The 23,298-nt window shown below is 65.2% G+C and carries 26 protein-coding genes; 20 read left to right on the top strand and 6 right to left on the bottom strand.

The window, feature by feature from the left end:
• Window positions 1–9 precede the first annotated feature (9 nt).
• On the top strand, window positions 10–1,749 hold the full coding sequence (gene ptsP / locus AB4Y44_RS00695) for a phosphoenolpyruvate--protein phosphotransferase (RefSeq protein WP_342919488.1): 1,740 nt from the start codon (window positions 10–12) through the stop codon (window positions 1,747–1,749).
• Window positions 1,750–1,831: 82 nt separating this feature from the next.
• Here the strand turns inward: ptsP and AB4Y44_RS00690 are convergent, their stop codons facing one another.
• The 3 genes from AB4Y44_RS00690 to gpmA all read right to left on the bottom strand — a co-directional run bounded on the left by AB4Y44_RS00690 (window position 1,832) and on the right by gpmA (window position 5,490).
• Window positions 1,832–2,593, bottom strand: coding sequence for a ThiF family adenylyltransferase (locus tag AB4Y44_RS00690; protein ID WP_368698434.1), 762 nt, complete (start codon window positions 2,591–2,593; stop codon window positions 1,832–1,834).
• Window positions 2,594–2,768: 175 nt separating this feature from the next.
• On the bottom strand, window positions 2,769–4,352 hold the full coding sequence (locus AB4Y44_RS00685; protein WP_368698433.1) for a S41 family peptidase: 1,584 nt from the start codon (window positions 4,350–4,352) through the stop codon (window positions 2,769–2,771).
• Between the two features lie 388 nt (window positions 4,353–4,740).
• Window positions 4,741–5,490: a 2,3-diphosphoglycerate-dependent phosphoglycerate mutase gene (gene gpmA, locus AB4Y44_RS00680; RefSeq protein ID WP_368698432.1), complete on the bottom strand. Its 750-nt coding sequence runs from the start codon at window positions 5,488–5,490 to the stop codon at window positions 4,741–4,743.
• Between the two features lie 211 nt (window positions 5,491–5,701).
• Here gpmA and AB4Y44_RS00675 point away from each other — a divergent pair, with 211 nt between their 5' ends.
• The 5 genes from AB4Y44_RS00675 to AB4Y44_RS00655 all read left to right on the top strand — a co-directional run bounded on the left by AB4Y44_RS00675 (window position 5,702) and on the right by AB4Y44_RS00655 (window position 8,728).
• Window positions 5,702–6,127: a rhodanese-like domain-containing protein gene (locus AB4Y44_RS00675; protein WP_042270087.1), complete on the top strand. Its 426-nt coding sequence runs from the start codon at window positions 5,702–5,704 to the stop codon at window positions 6,125–6,127.
• On the top strand, window positions 6,124–6,384 hold the full coding sequence (gene grxC / locus AB4Y44_RS00670) for a glutaredoxin 3 (protein WP_042270085.1): 261 nt from the start codon (window positions 6,124–6,126) through the stop codon (window positions 6,382–6,384). Before AB4Y44_RS00675 ends, grxC begins: the two co-directional genes overlap by 4 nt.
• Before the next feature lie 226 nt (window positions 6,385–6,610).
• On the top strand, window positions 6,611–7,075 hold the full coding sequence (secB, locus tag AB4Y44_RS00665) for a protein-export chaperone SecB (protein WP_342919484.1): 465 nt from the start codon (window positions 6,611–6,613) through the stop codon (window positions 7,073–7,075).
• A gap of 46 nt (window positions 7,076–7,121) precedes the next feature.
• Complete coding sequence (locus tag AB4Y44_RS00660) at window positions 7,122–8,120, top strand: NAD(P)H-dependent glycerol-3-phosphate dehydrogenase (protein WP_342919483.1); 999 nt, start codon at window positions 7,122–7,124, stop codon at window positions 8,118–8,120.
• A gap of 74 nt (window positions 8,121–8,194) precedes the next feature.
• Entirely contained in the window at window positions 8,195–8,728 is a 534-nt protein-coding gene (locus AB4Y44_RS00655; RefSeq protein ID WP_342919482.1) for an O-acetyl-ADP-ribose deacetylase, read from the top strand.
• A gap of 25 nt (window positions 8,729–8,753) precedes the next feature.
• On the opposite strand, the gene trmL is transcribed toward AB4Y44_RS00655, so the two are convergent.
• Window positions 8,754–9,224, bottom strand: coding sequence for a tRNA (uridine(34)/cytosine(34)/5-carboxymethylaminomethyluridine(34)-2'-O)-methyltransferase TrmL (gene trmL / locus AB4Y44_RS00650; protein WP_342919481.1), 471 nt, complete (start codon window positions 9,222–9,224; stop codon window positions 8,754–8,756).
• Window positions 9,225–9,266: 42 nt separating this feature from the next.
• A complete protein-coding gene (locus AB4Y44_RS00645) occupies window positions 9,267–10,097 on the bottom strand; it encodes a ComF family protein (RefSeq protein ID WP_368698431.1) in 831 nt (276 codons plus the stop codon).
• 87 nt (window positions 10,098–10,184) lie between these two features.
• Here AB4Y44_RS00645 and AB4Y44_RS00640 point away from each other — a divergent pair, with 87 nt between their 5' ends.
• From AB4Y44_RS00640 to AB4Y44_RS00605, 8 genes are all read left to right on the top strand, one after another.
• Window positions 10,185–11,180: a methyltransferase domain-containing protein gene (locus tag AB4Y44_RS00640; RefSeq protein WP_368698430.1), complete on the top strand. Its 996-nt coding sequence runs from the start codon at window positions 10,185–10,187 to the stop codon at window positions 11,178–11,180.
• 269 nt (window positions 11,181–11,449) lie between these two features.
• Window positions 11,450–11,926 (top strand): DUF2244 domain-containing protein, encoded by a 477-nt coding sequence (locus AB4Y44_RS00635; RefSeq protein WP_368698429.1) that lies wholly within the window; start codon window positions 11,450–11,452, stop codon window positions 11,924–11,926.
• Between the two features lie 89 nt (window positions 11,927–12,015).
• Window positions 12,016–13,683 carry a cytochrome c oxidase subunit II gene (gene coxB, locus AB4Y44_RS00630; protein ID WP_342919477.1) on the top strand — a complete coding sequence of 556 codons (1,668 nt, stop codon included), beginning with the start codon at window positions 12,016–12,018 and terminating at the stop codon, window positions 13,681–13,683.
• A gap of 122 nt (window positions 13,684–13,805) precedes the next feature.
• Window positions 13,806–15,419, top strand: a complete 1,614-nt coding sequence (gene ctaD, locus AB4Y44_RS00625) for a cytochrome c oxidase subunit I (protein WP_342919476.1) — start codon at window positions 13,806–13,808, stop codon at window positions 15,417–15,419.
• Window positions 15,420–15,556: 137 nt separating this feature from the next.
• The gene (locus tag AB4Y44_RS00620; protein WP_208867222.1) at window positions 15,557–15,697 is read left to right on the top strand and encodes a cytochrome oxidase small assembly protein; all 141 of its coding nucleotides are present in this window, start codon (window positions 15,557–15,559) and stop codon (window positions 15,695–15,697) included.
• A gap of 40 nt (window positions 15,698–15,737) precedes the next feature.
• A complete protein-coding gene (locus AB4Y44_RS00615; RefSeq protein WP_368698428.1) occupies window positions 15,738–16,316 on the top strand; it encodes a cytochrome c oxidase assembly protein in 579 nt (192 codons plus the stop codon).
• 43 nt (window positions 16,317–16,359) lie between these two features.
• Complete coding sequence (locus AB4Y44_RS00610; RefSeq protein ID WP_342919474.1) at window positions 16,360–16,587, top strand: DUF2970 domain-containing protein; 228 nt, start codon at window positions 16,360–16,362, stop codon at window positions 16,585–16,587.
• Window positions 16,588–16,690: 103 nt separating this feature from the next.
• Window positions 16,691–17,548, top strand: a complete 858-nt coding sequence (locus AB4Y44_RS00605; protein ID WP_342919473.1) for a cytochrome c oxidase subunit 3 — start codon at window positions 16,691–16,693, stop codon at window positions 17,546–17,548.
• 134 nt (window positions 17,549–17,682) lie between these two features.
• On the opposite strand, the gene AB4Y44_RS00600 is transcribed toward AB4Y44_RS00605, so the two are convergent.
• Window positions 17,683–17,892, bottom strand: coding sequence for a twin transmembrane helix small protein (locus tag AB4Y44_RS00600; RefSeq protein ID WP_028201826.1), 210 nt, complete (start codon window positions 17,890–17,892; stop codon window positions 17,683–17,685).
• Between the two features lie 105 nt (window positions 17,893–17,997).
• Between AB4Y44_RS00600 and AB4Y44_RS00595 the strand changes: the two genes are divergently transcribed.
• From AB4Y44_RS00595 to AB4Y44_RS00570, 6 genes are all read left to right on the top strand, one after another.
• Window positions 17,998–18,792: an SURF1 family protein gene (locus AB4Y44_RS00595; RefSeq protein ID WP_368698427.1), complete on the top strand. Its 795-nt coding sequence runs from the start codon at window positions 17,998–18,000 to the stop codon at window positions 18,790–18,792.
• 104 nt (window positions 18,793–18,896) lie between these two features.
• Entirely contained in the window at window positions 18,897–19,541 is a 645-nt protein-coding gene (locus tag AB4Y44_RS00590) for an SCO family protein (protein ID WP_368698426.1), read from the top strand.
• A gap of 39 nt (window positions 19,542–19,580) precedes the next feature.
• Window positions 19,581–20,690: a heme A synthase gene (locus tag AB4Y44_RS00585; protein WP_368698425.1), complete on the top strand. Its 1,110-nt coding sequence runs from the start codon at window positions 19,581–19,583 to the stop codon at window positions 20,688–20,690.
• A gap of 9 nt (window positions 20,691–20,699) precedes the next feature.
• Window positions 20,700–21,605 (top strand): heme o synthase, encoded by a 906-nt coding sequence (gene cyoE, locus AB4Y44_RS00580; protein WP_368692553.1) that lies wholly within the window; start codon window positions 20,700–20,702, stop codon window positions 21,603–21,605.
• A 4-nt stretch (window positions 21,606–21,609) separates the two neighbouring features.
• On the top strand, window positions 21,610–22,251 hold the full coding sequence (locus tag AB4Y44_RS00575; RefSeq protein ID WP_368698424.1) for an SCO family protein: 642 nt from the start codon (window positions 21,610–21,612) through the stop codon (window positions 22,249–22,251).
• A 191-nt stretch (window positions 22,252–22,442) separates the two neighbouring features.
• Window positions 22,443–23,255, top strand: coding sequence for a MetQ/NlpA family ABC transporter substrate-binding protein (locus AB4Y44_RS00570; RefSeq protein ID WP_368698423.1), 813 nt, complete (start codon window positions 22,443–22,445; stop codon window positions 23,253–23,255).
• Window positions 23,256–23,298: the final 43 nt, after the last annotated feature.

Genomic DNA, 23,298 nt, shown 5'->3' with positions numbered 1-23,298 from the left:
GAGGTGCGCGTGCCGTTCACGCTGCATGGAATTCCCGTATCACGCGGTATAGCCATCGGGCGAGCGTATCTGATCGCCCCGGCTGCACTCGACGTCGACCATTACCTCATCGAGCACGCGCAGATCGAAGACGAAATCGAGCGCTTTCGCGCGGCGCTGCAGGCCGTGGAGCAGGAACTCGACGCGCTGCGCGCCGACCTCGCCGCCGACGCCCCTTCCGAAATGGGCGCATTCATCGGCGTGCACCTCATGATCCTGAACGACGTGATGCTCGTGCAGGAGACCATCGACCTCATCCGCACGCGCCGCTTCAATGTGGAGTGGGCGCTTACCGAACAGCTCGAACGCCTCTCGCGTCACTTCGACGACGTCGAGGACGAGTACCTGCGCGAGCGCAAGGCCGATATCGAGCAGGTCGTGGAGCGCGTGCTGAAGTCGCTCGCGGGCGCCATGCCCCCTTCGCTGCACGGCGGCTGCGACGAGATGATCGTCGTCGCGCACGACATCGCGCCGGCCGACATGCTGCAGTTCAAGGGGCAAACCTTCCAGGGGTTCGTCACCGATCTGGGCGGGCGCACCTCGCATACGGCGATCGTCGCGCGCAGCCTCGGCATTCCGGCGGCGGTGGGCGTGCAGCAGGCGAGCGCGCTGATCCGCCAGGACGATCTCATCATCGTCGACGGCGACCATGGCGTCGTGATCGTCGATCCCGCGCCGATCGTGCTCGAGGAGTACACCTACCGCCAAAGCGAGATGGCGCTCGAGCGGCGCAAGCTGCAGCGCCTGAAGTTCTCGCCCACGCAAACGCTGTGCGGCGCGAAGATCCAGCTCTACGCGAACATCGAACTGCCCGACGACGCGCAGGCCGCGCTCGACTCGGGCGCGACCGGCGTGGGCCTCTTTCGCACCGAGTTCCTGTTCATGAACCACAAGAACCACTTGCCGGAGGAGGACGAGCAGTTCGCCGCCTACCGCCGCGCGGTGGAGCTCATGAACGGGCTGCCCGTGACGATCCGCACGATCGACGTGGGCGCGGACAAGCCGCTCGACGCCATGAATGCGGGCGACGGTTACGAGACGGCCGCGAACCCGGCACTCGGCCTGCGCGCGATCCGCTGGAGCCTGTCCGAGCCGCAGATGTTCCTCACGCAGCTGCGGGCGATCCTGCGCGCCTCGGCGTTCGGTTCGGTCAAGATCCTGATTCCGATGCTCGCGCACGCGCAGCAGATCGACCAGACGCTCGACCTGATCCGCGAGGCGAAGCGTCAGCTTGACGACGCCGGTCTCGCCTACGATCCCAACATCCAGGTCGGCGCGATGATCGAGATTCCGGCGGCGGCGCTCGCGCTGCCGATGTTCCTGCGCCGGCTCGACTTCCTCTCGATCGGCACCAACGACCTGATTCAGTATGCGCTCGCCATCGACCGCGCCGACAATGCGGTGGCCGACCTGTACGATCCGCTGCATCCGGCCGTGCTGCAACTGATCGCGCATACGCTGCGCGAGGCGAAGCGCGCGGGCGTGCCGGTTTCGGTGTGCGGGGAGATGGCGGGCGACCCGTCGTTCACGCGTTTGCTGCTCGGCATGGGTCTCACCGAGTTTTCGATGCACCCGAGCCAGTTGCTCGTGGTGAAGCAGGAGATCCTGCGCTCGCAGCTCAAGACGCTGGAAAAGCCGGTGGCGGAGGTGCTGGCCGCTTACGAGCCCGAGGAACTGCAGGCCGCGCTGCAGCGTGTGGCCCAGGCCTGAGCGCCTACCCACGCATACGCGAAAATGAAAAACAGCCCCGGCATGTCCGGGGCTGTTTTTTTTGCTTTTGCTCGCGCGGGCTTCAGGCGTGCCTGTGACGCTCGCCGCACACCGGGCAATCCGGCTGCCGCGCCACGCGCATCGTGTTCCACTCCATGCGCAGGGAGTCGAGCATCATGAGCCGCCCGACGAGCGGCGCGCCGATGCCGCCGATCACGCGCAGCGCCTCGGCCGCCTGCATCGCGCCGATGATGCCCACCGTGGGCGCGAACACGCCCATCGTCGAGCACGCCACTTCCTCGAATGGCTGATCTTCGGGGAACACGCAGGCGTAGCAGGGCGAGGCGTCGTCGCGGAAATCGAACGTGCTGATCTGTCCGTCGAAGCGCAACGCCGCGCCCGAGACGAGCGGCACGCCGTGCTTCACGCATGCGCGGTTGATGGCGTGGCGCGTGGCGAAGTTGTCGGTGCAGTCGAGCACGACCGTCGCGCCCGGCACCTGCGCGCCGAGCCACGCATCGTCGATGCGTGTTTGCAGCGCGTTCACCTTCACCTCGGGATTCAGGCGCGCGATGGCCTCGCGGCCCGACTCGACCTTCGCGCGGCCGACCGACGCCGTCTCGTGCATGATCTGCCGCTGCAGGTTGGTGAGGTCGACGGTGTCGTTGTCGACGAGCGTGAGCGTGCCCACGCCCGAGGCCGCGAGATACATCGCCGCCGGCGATCCCAGGCCGCCCGCGCCCACGACGATCGCATGCGCGTCGAGAAAGCGCTGCTGCGCCTCGATGCCGATCTCGTCGACGAGGATATGGCGGGAATAGCGGAGGAGTTGGTCGTCGTTCATCGCGATGCGCTGGTTCGATGGCGCTGCGATGGACCTCGAGAGCCTCGATGGCCTGAATGGGGGAGCGCGCGCCGGGGAAATACCGTGCCGTTATTGTAACGACGCCAGCGGCTGGAGGAGGGGCGGCCTCGCGACCGGCGCACGAGGCGCGCGAGTCGCGAGGCGGGTCGGCGTGTTACTTCGCCGGTGCCGGAGCGGAGGCCGGCGCGGCCGCGGAGCCCGGAGCCGGCGCCATGATGAGGGCGCCCGGCTTCACGGCGATCGGCGCGGAAGCCGAGGTAGGCGGCTTCTGCTGCGCGAGGCGGCGCTCCATCGGCGACTTCGATTCGGCCACCGGCTTGCCCTGGAGCTTGTTCAGCGCCTGCTGGAGCATGTAGTCGTCGGTGGAACCGAACTCGACCGGCTTGCGCTCCCGATCCTTCTGGCGCTGCTCCGACGTCTTCTTGTCGTTCTGCTCTTCGAGCTGACGCAGCATGTCCATGCGCTCCTGCTCGCGCACGTCCTGCTCCTTCTTCTCGTCCGGATCCTGCGTGTTGGCGAGGTGGTTCTGGTAGTCCACTTCGCGCGTGACGAGTGCGTCGTCCGGATCGCCGTCGGCGTACTGGTCGACCGCGATATCAGGACGGATGCCCTTGTTCTGGATCGAGCGGCCGCTCGGCGTGTAGTAGTACGCCGTGGTCAGGCGCAGCGCCGTGTCGGCCGTCATCGGGCGCACGGTCTGCACCGAGCCCTTGCCGAACGTCGTCTTGCCGACGATCAGCGCACGCCTGGAGTCCTGCAGCGCGCCCGCGACGATTTCCGAGGCCGACGCCGAGTAGGCGTTGGTCAGCACGACCATTGGCACGGTCTTGAACTCGGCCGCCTCGCCCTTGAGCGGGTCGCCGTCGAACGACGGCAGGCGGTAGTTCTCGTAGGTGTCGCGGTAGACCTGCTTCGAGTCCGGGATCTGGCCGTTCGTCGAGACGACGACCGAATCCGGCGGCAGGAACGCGCCCGCCACGCCCACGGCGCTTTGCAGCAGGCCGCCGCCGTTGTTGCGCAGGTCGAGGATGATGCCCTTGAGGTTCGGCTCCTGGCGCGCGATATCTTGCAGCTTCTGGGCGAGGTCGGGGACCGTGCGCTCCTGGAAGCTCGTGATGCGGATATACGCGTAGCCCGGCTGCAGGATCTTCGACTTCACGCTCTGCACCTTGATGATGGCGCGCGTGATGGTGAGCGGGAAGGTGCGGTCGTCGGTCTTGCGGAAGATCGTCAGCGTGACCTTGGTGCCCGGGTCGCCGCGCATCTGCTTGACGGCCTGGTCGAGCGTCATGCCGCGCACCGGTTTGTCGTTGATGCGCGTGATGAGGTCGCCCGGACGAATGCCGGCGCGATACGCGGGCGTATCCTCGATCGGCGAGATGACCTTGATCAGGCCGTCTTCCGACGAGATTTCGATGCCGAGGCCCGCGAAGCGACCCTTGGTCTGCTCCTGGAGCTCCTGGTAATCGGTCTTGTCGAGATACGACGAGTGCGGGTCGAGGCTCGACACCATGCCCTTGATGGCGGCGGTGAGGAGCTTCTTGTCGTCCACCGGCACGACATACTCATGCTTGATTTGACCGAACACTTCGGCGAAGAGCCTCAGCTGGTCGAGCGGCAGCGGTTCTACGACCGTCTGCTGGGTTTGCTGCGCCTCGGCGGAAATCTGCAGGGTGGCAAATACGCCGGTCGCGAGGCCAGCGGCGATCAGGCCGATGTTTTTCAGGTTCTTTCGCATAGAGTATGTTGCGTGCGGTCGAAAAGGCGCGTGGCAGCGTCTATTGGAAAAGCGACGGACAAGTATAACTGCACACCCGCCGTGGCTGTGTATATGGCGCGTACGATGGGACTAAGACAGTGCTGCAGCCGCCTGGTTCGCAAACCGTGTGCCGCAATTTCACTTCTGGCACGGTGCTGGCAGGGCGCTGGCAATCCTGCCAGCCAGGCCCGGAAACAGGCAGAAAAGGGGAATGTGCAACGAATTTCCGGGGCGGCCAGGGCGAACCCGCACGGCGCCCGCGTGGCCGCAGGGCTGGCCCGCGCACAGCCGCCGCCCGACGGACCGGCGGCTGCCTGAATCGACAAGGCACGGCCACGTGGCAGCCGATGCCGGGCGGCGCTTAGCGTCAGCCCGCCTTCTTGCCCTGGTTCGCCACGGCGGCCTGCGCCTTCGCGATGGCTTCCGCGTCGCCCAGATAGTAGTGCTTGATGGGCTTGAGGTTCTCGTCCAGCTCATAGACGAGCGGCACGCCGTTCGGGATGTTCAGGCCGACGATGTCGTCATCCGAAATGTTGTCGAGGTACTTCACGAGCGCGCGGATCGAATTGCCGTGCGCGGCGATCACCACCTTCTTGCCCGCCTTGATGGCCGGCGCGATCGACTCGTTCCAGATCGGCAGCACGCGCGCGACCGTGTCCTTCAGGCACTCTGTGAGCGGCAGTTCCTCGCTCGGCACCTTCGCGTAACGCGGGTCGTTGTACGCCGTGCGCGAGTCGGTCGGCTCGAGCGCCGGGGGCGGCGTGTCGTAGCTGCGGCGCCAGACCAGCACCTGCTCGTCGCCGAATTTGGCCGCCGTTTCGGCCTTGTTCAGGCCCGAAAGCGCACCGTAGTGACGCTCGTTCAGGCGCCACGAGTGGACCACGGGCAGGTACATCTGGTCCATCTGGTCCTGCACGTGCCAGAGCGTGCGGATCGCGCGCTTGAGCACGGAGGTGTAGGCGATGTCGAACGTGTAGCCGGACTCCTTGAGCAGCTGGCCTGCCTGCTGCGCTTCGTGGTTGCCCTGCTCGGTGAGGTCGACGTCCACCCAGCCGGTGAAGCGGTTTTCCTTGTTCCACGTCGATTCGCCGTGGCGGATGAGTACGAGTTTGTACATGAGGATGCCGGTCGGTAGTGAAGGAAGCGGTAATCGGGGACGGAGGACGCAACACGGCAGCAGCGCCGTGGCGGCAGTCCAGTCCGGCGGGCTGCACGCCCGGGCTGGGGGGCGGTAACCCTGCGACAAACGGTTATTTTATAATGAGCGGATTGTCCGAATCCGATTTCGCACGATTTCTCCGACTTTCCCTTTTTCCGGCGGACCCTCCGTGACGTTCTTCACCAACTACATCAACCTTGTACTCATCGCGATCGTCCTCATCTCAGGAGGGTTGCTCCTGTGGCCGACGCTCAAGCGCGGCGGGCGCGGCGGGGTTTCCACCGCCGAGGCGACGCAGCTCATCAACCGCCGCAACGCGGTGGTGGTCGACCTGCGCCCCGCGGGTGAATTCGCGAAGGGTCATCTGCCCTCGGCGCGCCAGGTCGAATTTGGCGAACTCGAGACGAAGATCGGCCAGCTCGTGAAGAACAAGAGCAACCCGGTGTTGCTGGTCTGCCAGACGGGCCAGCAGTCGCACAAGGCGCTGCGCCTCGTGAAGGACGCCGGTTTTGCCGAAGTCCACGTGCTGGACGGCGGCGTGAACGCCTGGCAGCAGGCCGGCATGCCGGTCGTGAAACAAGGAGGTTCGAAGTGAGCAAAGTGGTCATGTACAGCACCCAGGTGTGCCCGTATTGCCAGATGGCCGAGCGTCTTTTAAAGTCGCGCGGCGTCGAACACATCGAGAAAGTGCTGATCGACCGGGATCCGGCGCGGCGCGAAGAGATGATGACGCGCACCGGCCGGCGTACCGTGCCGCAGGTTTTCATCGGCGAGACGCATGTGGGCGGTTACGATGACCTCTCCGCGCTCGACCGTGCGGGCGGCTTGATGCCGCTGCTCGAAGCCGCCTGAGGTTACAGGCGGATTCAAGGCCTGATTCGCAGCCCGATAGCCGGCGGCCTCGGTCCGCAGGCGGGCTGCGCAGCGTGACGTAGCGACGCAGGGTTTCGGCCCGCGCGAGCCAGTGAGGCTCGCGCGGGCCTGTTGCCGTTCATTGCCGTAGCGCGGCGCATTTTCGGGACGCTGAGATGTCACGAGAATGGCGCCGCGATCCATTCAATCAGGGAAGCCATACACCATGTCTGACGAGAACAACCAGCCGTTCTTCAATATCCAGCGCATTTACCTCAAGGACATGTCGCTCGAGCAGCCGAATTCGCCGGCCATCTTCCTTGAGCAGGACATGCCTTCGGTCGAAGTGGAAGTCGACGTCAAGGCCGAGCGCCTCGCCGAATCGGTGTTCGAGATCATCGTCACCGGGACCGTCACGGCCAAGGTCAAGGAGAAGGTTGCGTTCCTGATCGAAGCCAAGCAAGCCGGCATTTTCGACATCCGCAACATCCCGGCCGAACAGGTCGATCCGCTCGTCGGCATCGCATGCCCGACCATCCTGTTCCCGTACCTGCGCTCGAACATCGCCGACGCGATCACGCGCGCGGGCTTCCCGCCGATCCACCTGGCCGAGATCAACTTCCAGGCGCTCTACGAGCAACGCCTGCAGCAACTCGCCCAGCAAGACGGCGCAAGCAGCGCCACGCACTAAAGCGTACGTTGATCGTTTCCACGAACTACCGGTGCGGAGTATCGGAATGAACATCGCCGTTCTCGGCGCCGGAGCGTGGGGCACCGCGCTGGCGGGGCATCTCGCCCAGGCGCATCACACGCTGTTGTGGGCGCGCGATGGCGCGCTCGTCGACACCTTGCGCAAGACGCACGAAAACGCCCGCTACCTCGCGGGCGTCGCGCTGCCCAAAACTCTCCAATACGAAACGGATCTCGCCGCCGCGCTCGACCATGCGTCGGGCGAGGCGGATCTCGTCGTGCTCGCCACGCCCGTGGCGGGCCTGCGCGGCATGCTTTGCACACTGCGCGACATGGGCCGCGTGCCCGCGCACTTCGTCTGGCTCTGCAAGGGCTTTGAAGCCGAAACGCAGTTGATGCCGCACCAGGTCGTGGCGGCCGAGTTGCCGGGCCACGCGAGCAACGGCGTGCTTTCGGGGCCGAGCTTCGCGCGCGAAGTCGGCGAGGGCCTGCCCGTCGCGTTGACGGTGGCGAGCGCCTCCGCCGACTGCCGCGAGCGCACGCTCGCGGCGTTCCATCACCGCGCGATGCGCATCTATACCGGCGACGACGTGGTCGGCGTGGAGGTGGGCGGTGCGGTCAAGAACGTGCTCGCGATCGCGACCGGCATCGCCGACGGCCTGGGCCTCGGCCTGAACGCACGCGCGGCGCTCATCACGCGCGGCCTCGCCGAGATGACGCGCCTTGGCGTCACGCTCGGCGGGCGCGCCGAGACCTTCACGGGACTGACCGGCCTCGGCGACCTCATCCTTACCGCCACGGGCGACCTCTCGCGCAACCGCACCGTGGGCAAGCAGCTCGCGAGCGGCCGCACGCTCGACGACATCCTCGGCGCACTCGGCCACGTGGCCGAAGGCGTGCGCTGCGCGCAGGCCGTGCTGGCGCTCGCGCGCGCACATGGCATCGACATGCCGATCACCCAGGCGGTATGCGCCGTGCTGTTCGACGGTGTCACGCCGCGCGACGCCGTGAGCGCGCTGCTCCGGCGCGACGCGAAGGCGGAGTAGGGCGCTTCGGTCCTGCTGCGCCTGGCTGGAAGCTCGCACGCTTTGCGTGGGACCGGAGCGCAAAGGAGGACCGTATGCTGACCATCGGAAACTGCCGCATCGAAGCGCAGGCCGTCGACATCACCACGTTGAAGGTCGATGCGATCGTCAACGCCGCGAACGAATCGCTGCTCGGCGGCGGCGGCGTGGACGGCGCGATTCATCGCGCCGCCGGGCCGGACCTGCTGCGCGAATGCGAGACGCTGAACGGCTGCCCGACCGGCGACGCCAAAATCACCGCCGGCCATCGCCTGCCCGCAAAACACGTCATCCATACCGTGGGCCCCGTCTGGTACGGCGGCGGCCGTGACGAAGCGCATCTGCTCGCTTCCTGCTACCGGCGCTCGCTCGAGTGCGCGCGCGAGGCGGGCGTGACGAGCATCGCGTTTCCGGCAATCAGTTGCGGCGTCTACCGTTTTCCTGCCGACGACGCGGTGGCGATTGCGGTATCGACCGTGATTGACGAGCTATCGAAATACCCGACGCTCGAGCACGTGATCTTCGCTTGCTTCGACAATGCGATGCTCACGCGCTATGAGCGTGAGCTGGCGGCGCGCGGCAAGGCGTAGGGCAAAGCGTAACAACGCGCTCGCTTCATTCGCCGCCTTCGAACCCCGCCTGACGCCACGCTTCGAACACCACGACCGCGACCGTGTTCGAGAGATTCAGGCTGCGATTGCCGGGCCGCATCGGCAGGCGCACGCGCTGTGGCGTCTCGAAGCGCTCGAGTACCGCATCGGGCAGGCCGCGCGTTTCCGCGCCGAACACGAACCAGTCGCCGGGCTGGAACGCATGCGCATGAAAGCGGCCCGATCCGCGCGTCGTGAACGCGAACATCCGCGACGGGTCCGGTGCTTCTTTGGCGATGAAGGCATTCCAGTCGGCGTGCACGTGCATCTGCGCGTACTCGTGGTAATCGAGGCCCGCGCGGCGCATCTTCGCGTCGTCGAGGGGAAAGCCGAGCGGTTCGATCAGATGAAGCCGCGCACCGGTGTTCGCGCACAGGCGGATCACGTTGCCGGTGTTCGGCGGAATTTCGGGTTCGACGAGAACGACGTTGAACATGGCGATGAAACTCTCTCGATGGCTTGAACAGGGTGAGGCCGATCAGTCCTTCGGCGTGCGCAGCGCGACGAAATTCGTCACGCGCCGTGCGCCCGCGGCCTTGAGCGTATGCGCGAGCGCGTCGAGCGTGGCGCCCGAGGTCATCACATCGTCGACCACGCCTACGTGCTGGCCGGCAAGCGGACGCGTGAACGCGAGCGCCCGGCCGACGTTGCGGCGGCGCGTCTCGCGATCGAGCTTCGATTGCGGCGCCGTATGCAGGATGCGTTGTACGAGCGTGGCGTCCGCATGCGTGCCCAACCGGCGTGCGAGCGGCCGCGCGATCTGCCACGCCTGGTTGTAGCCGCGCTCGATGAGGCGTTCGCGCGAGAGCGGCACCGGCACGATGAGCTCCGGCATGCCGTGCTCATCGCCCATATCTTGTGCAGCCAGCGCGAGGCGCCGCGCAAATTCCTCGCCGAGCGCAAGGCGCGCGCGAAACTTCAGGCCGCGTGCGAGCAGGTCGAGCGGCGCACGATAATCGGCGAGCGCGAGCGCGGCGTCGAATGCGGGCGGCGCGTCGGCGCAGGCCTCGCAGCGGTAGCGCGCGCGTCCCGCCGCACCGCGCCTGTGCGCGAGCGGCAGCGCGCAGACCGTGCAGCGCAGGCGCGGCTCATTCCAGTACGCGGCATCGCAGCACACACAGAGCGTGGCTCGCGACAAATTGCCGCATAATGGGCACAGATTGGGCAGCACGAAGTGGGCAAGCTGTGACGGCAGCGCCCGCGCTTTTCGACAGACGCGCGCAACGCCCGCAAGACGAGTGCGGTGCGAAGCGGGCGGTGTGACGCGCGCTGCATTGCGTGCATCGCGTGAAGAAGGGCGCGGCGGCATCGAAGGACGGCCCGGGCAGCGGGCTCGCGTGACTGAAAGGAAAGGAGTGAGCGAGTATACTTCGCAGACTTCGCCAATACGACCGACATGTCCCCGTCTCCCGCAAGAACTGGCCGTCCGGACTATGACACCCGGCACCTTCGGCGCATCTTCGATCGCCGTGCGGCGACTTTCGACGACGTTGCCTTCCTGCCGCGTGAAATCGCGCAACGCATGCGCGAACGCCTCGAGTACATCAAGGTGAAACCTGCGGCCGTGCTCGACATCGCGTGCGGCCAGGGCGACGACCTGCCCGGCTTGCGCGAGCGCTTTCCCGAAGCGCCCGTGTTCGGCACCGATCTCTCCCTCGCCATGCTGCGCCGTGCCCGCGAGCACGACGCCCCCGACACGAGCTGGCGGCGTTTTCTGCCCGCATCGGTTGGCCGCGCGCTCGGTTCGCGCGGCCCGCGGGTTGCGCAGGCCGACTTTGCCGAGCTGCCGTTCGCGCACGGCGCGTTCGAACTGCTGTGGTCGAATCTCGCGCTGCATTGGCATCCGCGCCCCGACCTCGTGTTCGGTGAGTGGCAGCGTGTGCTCAAGGTCAATGGCCTGCTCATGTTCAGCACGCTCGGGCCCTACACGCTCAAGGAGCTGCGCGGCGCATTTGCCGAAGTCGAGGCCGCGCACGGCGTGCCGACGCGCGCGCACGTCATCGATTTCGTCGACATGCACGATCTGGGCGACATGCTCGTCGAGAACGGTTTCGAGATTCCGGTGATGGACCAGGAAACGCTCACCATCACCTACAAGACGCCGGAGAAGCTGCTCGCCGACGTGCGCCGCTGGGGGGCGTATCCGTTCGAGCGCAACGGCGATGGAGTGGGTGACAACGGCGGCACGCACGGCGCGCGGCGCCTGCACCGTGCGCTCGTGACCGCGCTCGAGGCGCGTCGCCATACGGACGGTCCGCACGCGGGCACGATCCCGCTGACCTTCGAGATCATCTACGGCCACGCGTGGAAGGCTGTGCCGCGTACGACAGCCGAAGGCCATGGCATCGTGCGCATCGAAGACATCGGCCGGGGTCCGGCAAGGAATCGGTAACGTGGTAAGGGGGCTTTCGTTATGCCTGAAATTAGCGCCTGAAAAGCCCCCGGGGAAAATGCCTGAAAAATCGCTGCAAGGCCCGTCTGGTATGGGTTTGCAGGCGATTGGGCCTTGCTTGTGAGGGCTGGGGATCGCGCCTATAATGCGTCAGTTTGCTGCACGGAAGGGTCCCCAAAATCCATTGTGGCAAGTCCAGATGTTCCCGTAGTTGTGCGAGGCGCGACGCGGCGATAGTCTGGCGAGGTTGCAAGTGGGGGAAGCGAGCGATGCAGGCGTCTGATCTGCTGGCGAGTCCGGAGCCGGTCCTGAAAGACTGGACCATGAAGCGCAACTGCTCGGTTTCGCCCAGGCAATTCGTGTTCTTCTATGTTTCGCTGGCGCTGGTTTCCATCGCGATCGCCGTTCTGTTGTTGATCCACGGCGCCTGGCTGGTTTTGCCGTTTACCGGTATCGATCTGTTGGTCGTGGGCGGCGCTTTTGTCATTCATGCGCGCCATGCTGTCGATTACGAACGTATCAGGCTTTATCCGAACCGGCTGGTGATCGAACAGATGAGCGCCGCCGCGCTCACGCAGTTCGAATTCAATCCCCGCTGGGTCCGGGTCGAGCCGGGCGCGACCCCACGCGACCCGGTGCGCCTCGTGTCCCGCGGTCAGGCGGTCGCTGTCGGGTTGCATCTGCCGCAATATCGGCGTGCGCAGTTCGCGCGGGAACTGCGTACCTGGCTTGCGCGCGCGGGTTGATGCGCGGCGCGTGAGTTTGCCGGTCGGCGCTACGAGCGTCCCAGGGGGCGCCCTGGTTGCAAAACCTTCCTGCGGGGTCGAGGGTTTGAATGGAAATTATGGGTAAGGAAGCTATGAAAACAATCAAGCGAGCCCTCCAGGGCGTGCTGGCGTGCAGCGGATTCCTCGTCGCCGGCGCGGCACTCGCAGTCGGAGACAGCCCAGGCGGCCCTGCGGTAAACGAGATCAATTTCCAGCCACCCGTCACGCGCATCGCCGAAGAGCTTTACAGCCTCCATATGATGATGCTGCTCTTGTGCGCCGTGATTTTCGTCGGCGTGTTCGGCGTCATGTTCTATTCGATCTACGCGCACCGTAAATCGAAGGGCCACAAGGCCGCTCACTTCCACGAGAGCACCACGGTCGAAATCATCTGGACGGTGGTGCCGTTCATCATCGTCGTGCTGATGGCGCTGCCCGCCACCAAGGCTGTCGTCGCGATGAAGGACACCTCCAACGCCGACCTCACGGTGAAGGTCACGGGCTACCAGTGGAAATGGGGCTACGACTACGTGAAGGGGCCGGGCGAGGGCATCAACTTCCTCTCCACGCTCAGCACGCCGCGCTCCGAGGTGAACAACCGCGTGCCGATCACCGATACGTACCTGCAGGAAGTCGACAATCCGCTCGTCGTGCCGGTCAACAAGAAGATCCGCGTCATCACCACGGCCAACGACGTCGTGCACTCGTGGTACGTGCCCGCGTTCGGCGTGAAGCAGGACGCGATTCCGGGCTTCGTGCGCGACACGTGGTTCAGGGCCGACAAGGTCGGCACCTATCGCGGCTTCTGTACCGAGCTATGCGGCAAGGAGCACGCGTTCATGCCGGTCGTCGTGGAAGTGCTCTCCGACGAAGACTACGCAAAGTGGGTCGATACGCAAAAGGCGAAGATGGCCGCCGCCAACGACGACCCGAACAAGACCTACACGCTGGCCGAGCTCAAGGAGCGCGGCGAGAAGGTCTACAACTCGAACTGCGCGGTGTGCCACCAGCCCACCGGCAAGGGCGCGGGCGCGTTCCCGGCGCTCGATGGCAGCAAGGTCGTTCAGGGTCCGCTCGCCGGGCACGTGAGCATCGTCCTGCACGGCAAGAACGCCATGCCTTCGTGGGCGCCTACGCTCAACGACGTCGAGATCGCGTCGGTCATCACGTTCGAGCGCAACTCGTGGGGCAACCACACCGGCGACATTCTGCAGCCGCGTCAGGTGGCCGACGCGCGTAACGGCAAGATGCCCGAGGGCGGCGGCACGACGGCGGCAGCGGGCGAAGGCGGCGCGAGTGGCGCGGCCGCGGCGAGCGGCGCGGAAGCCGCCAGCGGCGCGGCCGAAGCGAGCGCGGCGAGTGGTGCGGCGCCCGCAAGCGGCGCGGATCAGGCGTCGGGCGCAGCGGCGCCGAGCGCGGCCGCGTTGCCGGCGAGCGTCTACTTCGAAGTGGGCAAGAGCACGCTGCCCGCCGACGCGAAGGACGCCATCCAGGCGGCAGCCGACTACGCGAAGGCGCACCCGGACGCGAAGTTCACGCTCTCGGGCTACACCGATTCGAGCGGCAATGCCAGCACCAACGCCGACCTCGCCAAGCGCCGCGCGCAAGCGGTGCGCGACGCGATGAAGGCGGCAGGCATTGCCGAAGACCACATCATTCTGAAGAAGCCGGAAACGATCACGGGCGGCGCAAACGCGAAAGAAGCGCGCCGGGTGGAGATCAGCGCGGCGGCCTGAGCGGGCCGGCGCCATAAGAACAAGCAGCAAGAGACGCAAAAGCAATTCGCTTCAGCATTTCAATTGCATGGGGCTGGAGTCAGGCGCCAAAGCGCCAACTCCGGACCGACAGGAGATAAGACATGTCTAGCATCGGACACGATGTAGCTGGCGGGCACGGCCACGTGCACGGCGACCACGCGCACGCCACGCCCCACGGCTGGCGCCGCTGGCTGCTCGCGACGAATCACAAGGACATCGGAACGCTGTATCTGCTCTTCTCGTTCGTGATGTTCCTCTCGGGCGGCGTCATGGCGCTCGCCATTCGTGCGGAGCTGTTCGAGCCGGGCATGCAGATCATGCGCCCCGAGTTCTTCAACCAGCTCACCACGATGCACGGTCTCATCATGGTGTTCGGCGCGATCATGCCGGCCTTCGTGGGCTTCGCGAACTGGATGATTCCGCTGCAGATCGGCGCCTCGGACATGGCGTTCGCGCGCATGAACAACTTCAGCTTCTGGCTGCTGCCCGCCGCCGCGTGCCTGCTGGTCGGCTCGTTCTTCTCACCGGGCGGCGCGACTGCCGCGGGCTGGACGCTCTACGCGCCGCTCTCCACGCAGATGGGCCCCGGCATGGACTTCGCGATCTTCGCGGTGCACATCATGGGCGCCTCGTCGATCATGGGGGGCATCAACATCGTCGTGACCATCCTGAACCTGCGCGCGCCGGGCATGACGCTCATGAAGATGCCGATGTTCGTGTGGACGTGGCTCATCACCGCGTACCTGCTGATCGCCGTGATGCCGGTGCTCGCAGGCGCGATCACGATGCTGCTGTTCGACCGCCACTTCGGCACGAGCTTCTTCAACGCGGCCGGCGGCGGCGACCCGGTCATGTACCAGCACATCTTCTGGTTTTTCGGGCACCCCGAGGTCTACATCATGATCTTGCCGGCGTTCGGGATCGTCTCGCAGGTGATTCCGGCGTTCTCGCGCAAGCCGCTGTTCGGCTATAGCTCGATGGTGTACGCGACGGCGTCGATCGCGATTCTCTCGTTCATGGTCTGGGCGCACCACATGTTCGCGACCGGCATGCCGGTCACGGGCCAGCTCTTCTTCATGTACGCGACCATGCTGATCGCCGTGCCGACTGGCGTGAAGGTGTTCAACTGGGTCGCCACGATGTGGCGCGGCTCGCTCACCTTCGAAACGCCGATGCTGTGGGCAGTGGGCTTCCTGATCGTGTTCACGTTCGGCGGTCTCTCGGGCCTCATGCTCGCCATGGCGCCGCTCGACATCCAGTATCACGGCACTTACTTCGTGGTGGCGCACTTCCATTACGTGCTGGTGGCGGGATCACTATTCGCGTTGTTCTCAGGGTGGTACTACTGGTCTCCCAAATGGACCGGCTGGATGTACAACGAGACGCGCGGCAAGATCCACTTCTGGTGCTCGCTCATCTTCTTCAACCTCGCGTTCCTGCCGATGCACTTCGTCGGCCTCGCCGGGATGCCGCGACGCTATGCCGACTATCCGGCCCAGTTCACCGACTGGAACCAGGTGATCACGATCGGCGCCTTCGGCTTCGGGCTTTCTCAGGTGTACTTCCTGTTCTTTGTCGCGCTGCCCGCGTATCGCGGCGGCGGCGAGCTGGAAAAGGCCGGCGACAAGCCGTGGGACGGTGCAACGGGCCTCGAGTGGACCGTGCCGAGCCCGGCGCCGTTCCACACGTTCGAGAATCCGCCGACGGTCGAGTGAGCTGTTGAGTCTGTGGCGACCCGCTGTGCGCAGCCGGACGCGAGCGAAGTCCGCGGTCTTCACGCAGTCTTCATCGGAGCACGTACGAGAGGCGATTGACGATGCAAGGAGAAGCCGCGGCCAGCCGCGCTGAACGCATGACCCGGGATCCACAAAAAAGACGCACGCCCGAGCAGATCCGCGCGGGTAATCTGCGGCTCGGCCTCATCTTGCTGGCCGTCGTAGTCGGTTTTTTTGTGGCTGCCGTCGTCAAGCAGGTGTATTTCCCCGGTCACTGACGCGCAGGGCGTTTGCCGGAAGATCGTTCGAGGAAGTTCGATGTCCACGCAAGCTGGAAATGATCGCGCGTTCAACCGGTCGATGCTCGTCAAGCTCGTCGTCGTGGCGCTGCTGATGTTTGGCTTCGGCTTCGCGCTGGTGCCGATGTATCGCGCGATCTGCCAGGTCACGGGCATCAACAACCTGGTGCAACGCGACGCCACCGAGCGCGAGGCGCGCAACACGCAGGTGGACATGACGCGCACGATCTCGGTGGAGTTCGATGCGAACGCACGCGGGCTGCTCGGCTTCAAGCCGGAGCAAACGAGCCTCGACGTGCACCCGGGCGAAGTCATGACGGTGATGTACGACATTTCGAACAACGAAGGACGCACGGTCGACGCCCAGGCGATTCCGAGCTACGCGCCGAAGCAGGCGACGGAGTACTTCCGCAAGATCGAGTGCTTCTGCTTCACGCAGCAAACCTTGAAGGCGAACGAGACGAAGCGCATGCCGGTGGTGTTCGTGATCGATCCGAAGCTGCCGAAGGACGTGAAGACGATCACGCTGTCGTACACGTTCTTCGAGCTGAACAAGCCGGCCGTGCCGCCGCCGCCGAAACAGCCGGCGGGCGCATGAGGCTTCGGCGCCGGGGTCAACGATGCCAGGAGGCGAAAGGAGCATGAGCGACGAACGCGACGGCGGCGTTAAGAGGCCGGCGAAGAAGAAAGGCGGCATCCTGCAGGTGATGAAAGCGGTGGCGTGGTCCTTCCTCGGCGTGCGCAAGCGCGCCGACCTCGAAGACGACGCCGCGAACCTGCACCCCGTGCAGTTGATCATCGCGGGGATCGTCGGTGCGGTGCTGTTCATCGTCGTGCTCCTGTTGATCGTGCACGCAGTGGTGGGATGAGCGAGTGCGCGCAACGCCGCGCGCCAGGCAGTGAATAACGAGGACACACTCGGACAAATGCAGCCGGCGATGTCCGGAGCAACTGGAAACTGGAGAAACAGGCATGAGCGGCCAAAACGATAGCCCCTACTACTTCGTACCGCACCCGTCGCGGCACCCGATTAGCGCGTCCATTGGTCTGCTGGTCATGCTCGCGTCGCTCGCTTCGTGGATCAACGGCGAGTCGTGGGGGCCGATCGGCGTGCTCGTCGGCCTGCTATGGCTGCTCTTCACGCTGTGGCACTGGTTCGGCGACGCCATCGCCGAATCCGAAGGCGGCATGTACGGCAAGCGTGTCGACGTGTCGTACCGGTGGAGCATGAGCTGGTTCATCTTCTCCGAAGTGATGTTCTTCGGCGCGTTCTTCGGGGCGCTCTTCTACGCGCGCGCGATCGCCCTGCATCAGCTCGGCAGCCTCGACTACAAGCTGATCTGGCCGGACTTCTCGGCGGTGTGGCCGAACAACGGCCCCGCGGCGCTGGTCTCGCACTTCCGCTCGATGACGCCGTGGCCCGTGCCGACCATCAACACGGCGCTGCTGCTCTCTTCGGGCGCGACGCTCACCGTTTCGCACCACGCGCTGCGCGACAACCATCGCTCGAAGGCCATCGCCTGGCTCGCCGCGACGATCGTGCTGGGCGTGTGCTTCCTGTTCCTGCAGGCGTTCGAATACATCCACGCGTACGGCGAACTGAACCTCACGCTGGCTTCGGGCATTTACGGTTCGACGTTCTTCCTGCTCACGGGCTTCCACGGCTTCCACGTGTTCCTGGGCGGCACGATGCTCACGGTCGTGATGATCCGGCTCATTCGCGGCCACTTCACCGCGGAGCATCACTTCGCCTTCGAAGGCGCGGCATGGTACTGGCACTTCGTCGACGTGGTGTGGCTCGGACTCTACGTCGTCGTGTACTGGCTGTGATGCGTGGCGCGCCGCGCAGGCCGCAGCGTTTGAGAAGAGAATGCAACAAGGCGCCGCCCGACCTCGTCGGCGCGGCGCCTTGTGTTTTCCGGAATGCGGTTTGCGCGGCGGAGTTCGGTGATGCTCAGCGGCGCTCAGCGACCGTAAGGAATCCCGGTGGACTGGATCCAGCCCATCCAGTGCGCGAACAGGATGAACAGAAAGAGCGAGATGGAAAGGCCCACGCGCGTGGCGAGCGACCAGACCATCCGCTTGGTGCGGCCCCGGTCGTGCATCATGAAGTAGAGCGCGGAGATCATGCTCGCGATGATCAGCGCGAACGCAACGGGGACGAGTATGTGCATGAAGTTCACGGAATTTGGCATGCCTGAAAACGTCTGTCTCATTATCGCACCACGCCGCGTGGCGCGGGGTTCGATCACCCGTATCTCTTGCATCGGACGTGCCCAATGAAAATCCGGCTCGTCCCCACGCTGCTGATCCTGATCGTGATGGCCGTGACGATCCGGCTCGGCTTCTGGCAGCGCGACCGCGCGCATCAGAAGGAGGCGCTGCAGGCGCAAATCACGCAGTACGAATCGTCTGCGCCGCAACCGGTGGGCGCCGCGCCGCTCGCGCTGAAGGAGATCGAGTTCCATCGCGTGCGGGCGACGGGCACCTTGCTGCCCGAGCGCGTGGTGTATCTCGACAATCGTCCGTATAACGACCAACCGGGTTTTTATGTCGTGATGCCGCTTAAACTCGAAGGCGGCGGCTACGTGCTGGTCAATCGCGGCTGGCTGCCGCGCAACATCGCGGACCGTACCGAGATCGCGCCCTATGTCACGCCGCCCGGGCCGGTCGTCGTGGAAGGCATTGCGCGCGCGGACGCCTCGCGCGCGTTCGAACTCGGTGCGGGCGGCTCTGCGGCGCATCAGAAGATACGGCAGAATCTCGGCGTCGCTTCCTACGCAGCGGAAACCGGGTTGCCGCTGCAACCGTTCGTGATCCAGCAAACCGGCTTCGTGCCGGCCTTCAAGGACGGGCTCGTGCGCGACTGGCCGGTGCCGGATACCGATGTCGAGCGCAACTACGGCTACATGCTCCAGTGGTGGGGCATGGCGCTCGCGGCCCTCGGTTTCGGTCTGTTTGCGGCCCGTAAAGCTGCGAAAAGCGCTGCGACAAAAGCGCGCACCGAAGGCGAAGCCGGGCGGCAAGCCGAAGAGCCCGAAGGGCAAGACGCAGGCAGCGCGAAGGACGCCTGATGATCCGTCGGACGAATCAATGCGATCCCGACATGATCCGGACAACGGCGCTGCGCATGCAGCACATGGACAACTGAAAGCGACAGAAGCGAGGATCCACGAGAGTGTCGACGCAATCCCCCCGTTCCGCCCAGGTCGCCAGGCCGGCCGCCACGTCCGCGCAGCAGAACGCGAAGCGGCGTGGCCGCTGGACGCTGCTCATCATCATGCTCATCTGCGGCGCACCGATCGCGATTTCATACTTCACGTACTACGTGATCAAGCCGAAGGGCGGCACGACGAGCTATGGCACGCTCATCGAGCCGCAGCGGCCCATTCCCGGCGCGCTCACGGTGACGGGCGACGACGGCCATGAAGTGCCGCTCGCCTCGCTCAAGGGCCGCTGGCTGATGATCTCGGTGGATGGCGGCGCCTGCGACGAAGCCTGCGCGACGAAGCTCTATTTCATGCGCCAGGTGCGCGCGACCCAGGGCCCGGAGCGCGAGCGCGTCGTCACGGTCTGGCTGCGCACCGACGACGCGGGCGTCCCCGCGAAAGTGAAGGGCGCCTACGCGGACACTCGCATGCTGCGCGCCGATCCGGTCGCTGTCGCCGCGTGGTTGCCCGCGACGCAGACGACGAACGACACCGACCACATCTATCTGGTCGATCCGAACGGCAACCTGATGATGCGTTTCCCGGCGCAAGCCGATCCGTCGAAAATCAAACAAGACGTCACTAAACTGCTCAAGTGGTCCCGCATCGGTTAAGGTGCGCAGCGCGAGTCTGACAGAGAAAGAGTAAGAGAGATGTTTATCCTGGAGCTGGGCCTGATCGGCCTGTGCATCGCGTTGCTGCCGCTCTCGTGGGTCTGGGTGAAGGCCGACGACAACAAGTTTCGCAAGCTCGTGTGGCTCACGACGTTCATGACGCTCGACCTCGTGATGTTCGGCGGCTTTACGCGCCTGACCGACTCGGGCCTCGGCTGTCCTGACTGGCCGGGCTGCTATGGCACGTCGTCGCCGTTCATCGCGCACGTGCAGATTGCCGCGGCGCATCTCGCCATGCCGAGCGGCCCGGTGAGCATGACGAAGGCATGGATCGAGATGATCCACCGCTATTTCGCCATGGCGATCGGTGTCCTGATCATCGCGCAGATGGCGATTGCCTGGCGCGCGCGCATCAAGCGCCTGCCGCTGCATGTCTCGCCGTGGTGGCCCACCGCGCTGCTCGGACTGATCCTCGTGCAGGGCGTGTTCGGCGCGTGGACGGTGACGATGAAGCTGCAGCCCATCATCGTCACCACGCACCTCCTGCTCGGCCTCACGCTGCTCGGCTCGCTCGCGTGGCTCGCCGCGCGCATGACGCCGCTGCCCGCATACGAGCCCGATGCCGCGCGCTGGCGCACGGCCGCGCTGGCGGCGCTCGTGCTGCTCGTTTTGCAGATCGCGCTGGGCGGCTGGGTGAGCACGAACTACGCGGTGCTGGCCTGCACCGACTTCCCGACCTGCAATGGCGCGTGGATTCCGCCGATGGACTTCCATCACGGCTTCCACCTGTGGCGCGCGCTCGGCATGGACGGCAACGGCGACGTCATCACGCAGGACGCGCTCGTCGCGATCCACTGGACGCACCGCACGTTCGCGTTCGTCGTGATCGCTTATCTGGTATGGTTCGCCCTCAAGTTGCGACGCTATGCCTCGCTGCGACGCCCGGCAAACTGGATCATGATCGTGATCTTTATCCAATTTCTGACTGGGCTATCCAACATCGTGCTGCAGTGGCCGCTGCCCGTGGCAGTGGCGCACAACGGTGGCGCGGCGATCCTGCTGCTTTTGGTCGTCGTGCTAAACTTTCGAATTGCTTGTAGCCGCCCCGGCCGCGCCGTTCTCCCTGCGCGCGACACCGCTGCGGTGTGATCCCGCCCTATGGAAAGTACAACCCTATCCCAGACGCCCGGTAGCCGGATTTCCCAATATCTCGCGCTCACCAAGCCGCGCGTCACACAACTCGCCGTGTTTTGCGCCGTCATCGGCATGTTCCTCGCCGTGCCGGGCATGGTGCCCTGGAAGCAGCTGATCGGCGGCACCGTCGGCATCTGGCTCACGGCCGGCGCGGCCTTCGCGATCAACTGTCTCGTCGAGCAAAAGGTCGATGCGCGCATGCGTCGCACTGCCTGGCGTCCTTCGGCGCGCGGCGAGATCACGAGCACGCAGATCCTGATCTTCTCGGCGGTGATCGGCGGCCTCGGCATGTGGGTGCTGTACACGTTCACCAATCCGCTCACCATGTGGCTCACGGTCGCGACCTTCATTGGCTACGCGATCATCTACACGCTGCTGCTCAAGCCGGCCACACCGCAGAACATCGTGATCGGCGGCGCCTCGGGCGCCATGCCGCCGGCGCTCGGCTGGGCCGCGGTGACGGGCCACGTGCCCGGCGACGCCTGGATTCTCGTGCTGATCATTTTCGTGTGGACGCCGCCGCACTTCTGGGCGCTCGCGCTCTACCGCCGCAAGGACTACGAAAACGCCGGCCTGCCGATGCTGCCCAACACGCACGGCGAGAAGTACACGCGTCTGCATATCCTGCTCTATACCGTGATCCTGTTCGCGGTCACGCTGATGCCGTACATCTCGGGCATGAGCGGCGTGCTGTATCTGGCTTCGGCTGTGCTGCTCGGCGCCGTGTTCCTCGCCTACGCGTGGAAGATCTACGTCGAGTATTCCGACGCACTGGCGCGCAAGACTTTCCGCTATTCGATCGTCTACCTCTCGTTGCTGTTCGTGGCGTTGCTCGTCGACCATTACGTGCATGCGCTCATCGCCGCGTAACGACATGGCCCACCGCACGCTTGCGCGCTTCGTGCGCGCCACGGTCGTCGCGCTTGCCGCTGCAGGCGCACTCGGCGGCACGCTGGTTCTCGAGGGCTGCGGCCAGCAGCCGCCCGCGTTCTCGAACCTCGACATCACCGGCAATACCCAGTTCGGCAAGGACTTCGCACTGCCCGACACCAGCGGCAAGACGCGCACGCTCGCCGACTTCAAGGACAAGGTGGTCGTGCTGTTCTTCGGCTACACGCACTGTCCGGACGTTTGCCCGACCACCATGGCCGAGCTTTCGCAGGCGCTCCAGCAGTTGGGGCCGGATGCGGCGAAGCGCGTGCAGGTGCTGTTCGTCACCGTCGATCCCGAGCGCGACACCGCGCAGATCCTGGGTCACTACACGGCCGCGTTCAATCCGACCTTCATCGGACTGCGTCCGGGCAGTGAGGACCAGCTCAAGCAGGTGGCGAAGGATTTCCGCGTGTACTACGCGAAGGTGCCCGGCAACACGCCGGATAGCTACACGATGGACCACACCGCCGCGAGCTATGTGTTCGACACGACCGGCAAGCTGCGCCTCTTCGCGCGCGACGGGCAGGGCGTCACGCCCTGGCTGCACGATCTGAAGATCCTCCTCGGCTCGAATTCCGACTAAGGGAAGCCCGGTGTGTTCGCCTCGAGAGGCGAGCACGCGCCGCGCGCTTCAGGGCTGCGCGCGCATACCAGTATGCGAATTCATTATTTCCGGCAACCGGTTCCATATGAGACGATTTATATCGTCCGGCAGACGGCGCACAACGCCGCGGAACCGGAGCAATACCAAAACCACGCAGGAACATCATCTCCATGCAGCGCAGAAATCTCATTAAAGCCCTCCTCGCCGGCGTAGCCGCCACCACGCTCGCAGCCAGCTTCGGCGCACGCGCCGACGACCAGATCATCAAGGTCGGTACCGTTTCGGGTCCGGACGCGCAAGTCTGGGCCGTCGTCCAGAAGGTCGCCAAGCGCGAAGGCCTGAACGTCAAGGTCGTCGAATTCAACGACTATGTGCAGCCGAACGCCGCGCTCGACGCCGGCGACCTCGACGCCAACAGCTTCCAGACCGGCCCGTATCTGGACAGCCAGATCAAGCAGCGCGGCTACAAGCTCGTGAACGCAGGCCTCACGTACATCTCGCCCATCGGCGTGTACTCGAAGAAGCTCAAATCGCTGAACGATCTGCCGCAAGGCGCGAAGGTCGCCGTGCCGAATGACCCGTCGAACGAAAACCGCGCGCTGCTGCTTCTGCAAAGCAAGGGCCTGATCAAACTGCGCGCTGGCGCGGGCGTCAACGGCAACAACGCGACGCCGCTCGACCTCGCCGAAAACCCGAAGAAGATCAAGCTCGTCGAACTCGACGCCGCGCAACTTCCGCGCGCGCTCGGCGACGTGGACGCCGCCGTGATCAACACGAACTACGCGCTCGCGGCCGGCCTGCAGCCGACCAAGGACGCGATCGCCATCGAGGACATCCACAGCCCGTACGCGAACCTGATCGCCGTTCGTACCCAGGACAAGGACAAGCCGTGGGTGAAGAAGCTGGTTGCCGCCTACCAGTCGGAAGACGTGCGCCAGTTCATCAAGAACGAGTTCAAGGGCTCGATGGTTCCGTCGTTCTAAGGAACCTCGAGAAGCGGCTGTCTGCGTCCAATTGACGCGGGAG

The organism is Paraburkholderia sp. BR10937, from assembly GCF_040965695.1.
Lineage (GTDB): Bacteria > Pseudomonadota > Gammaproteobacteria > Burkholderiales > Burkholderiaceae > Paraburkholderia.
Note: the sequence above shows the minus strand (reverse complement) of the source record. Positions and strands in the feature narration are given on the sequence as shown.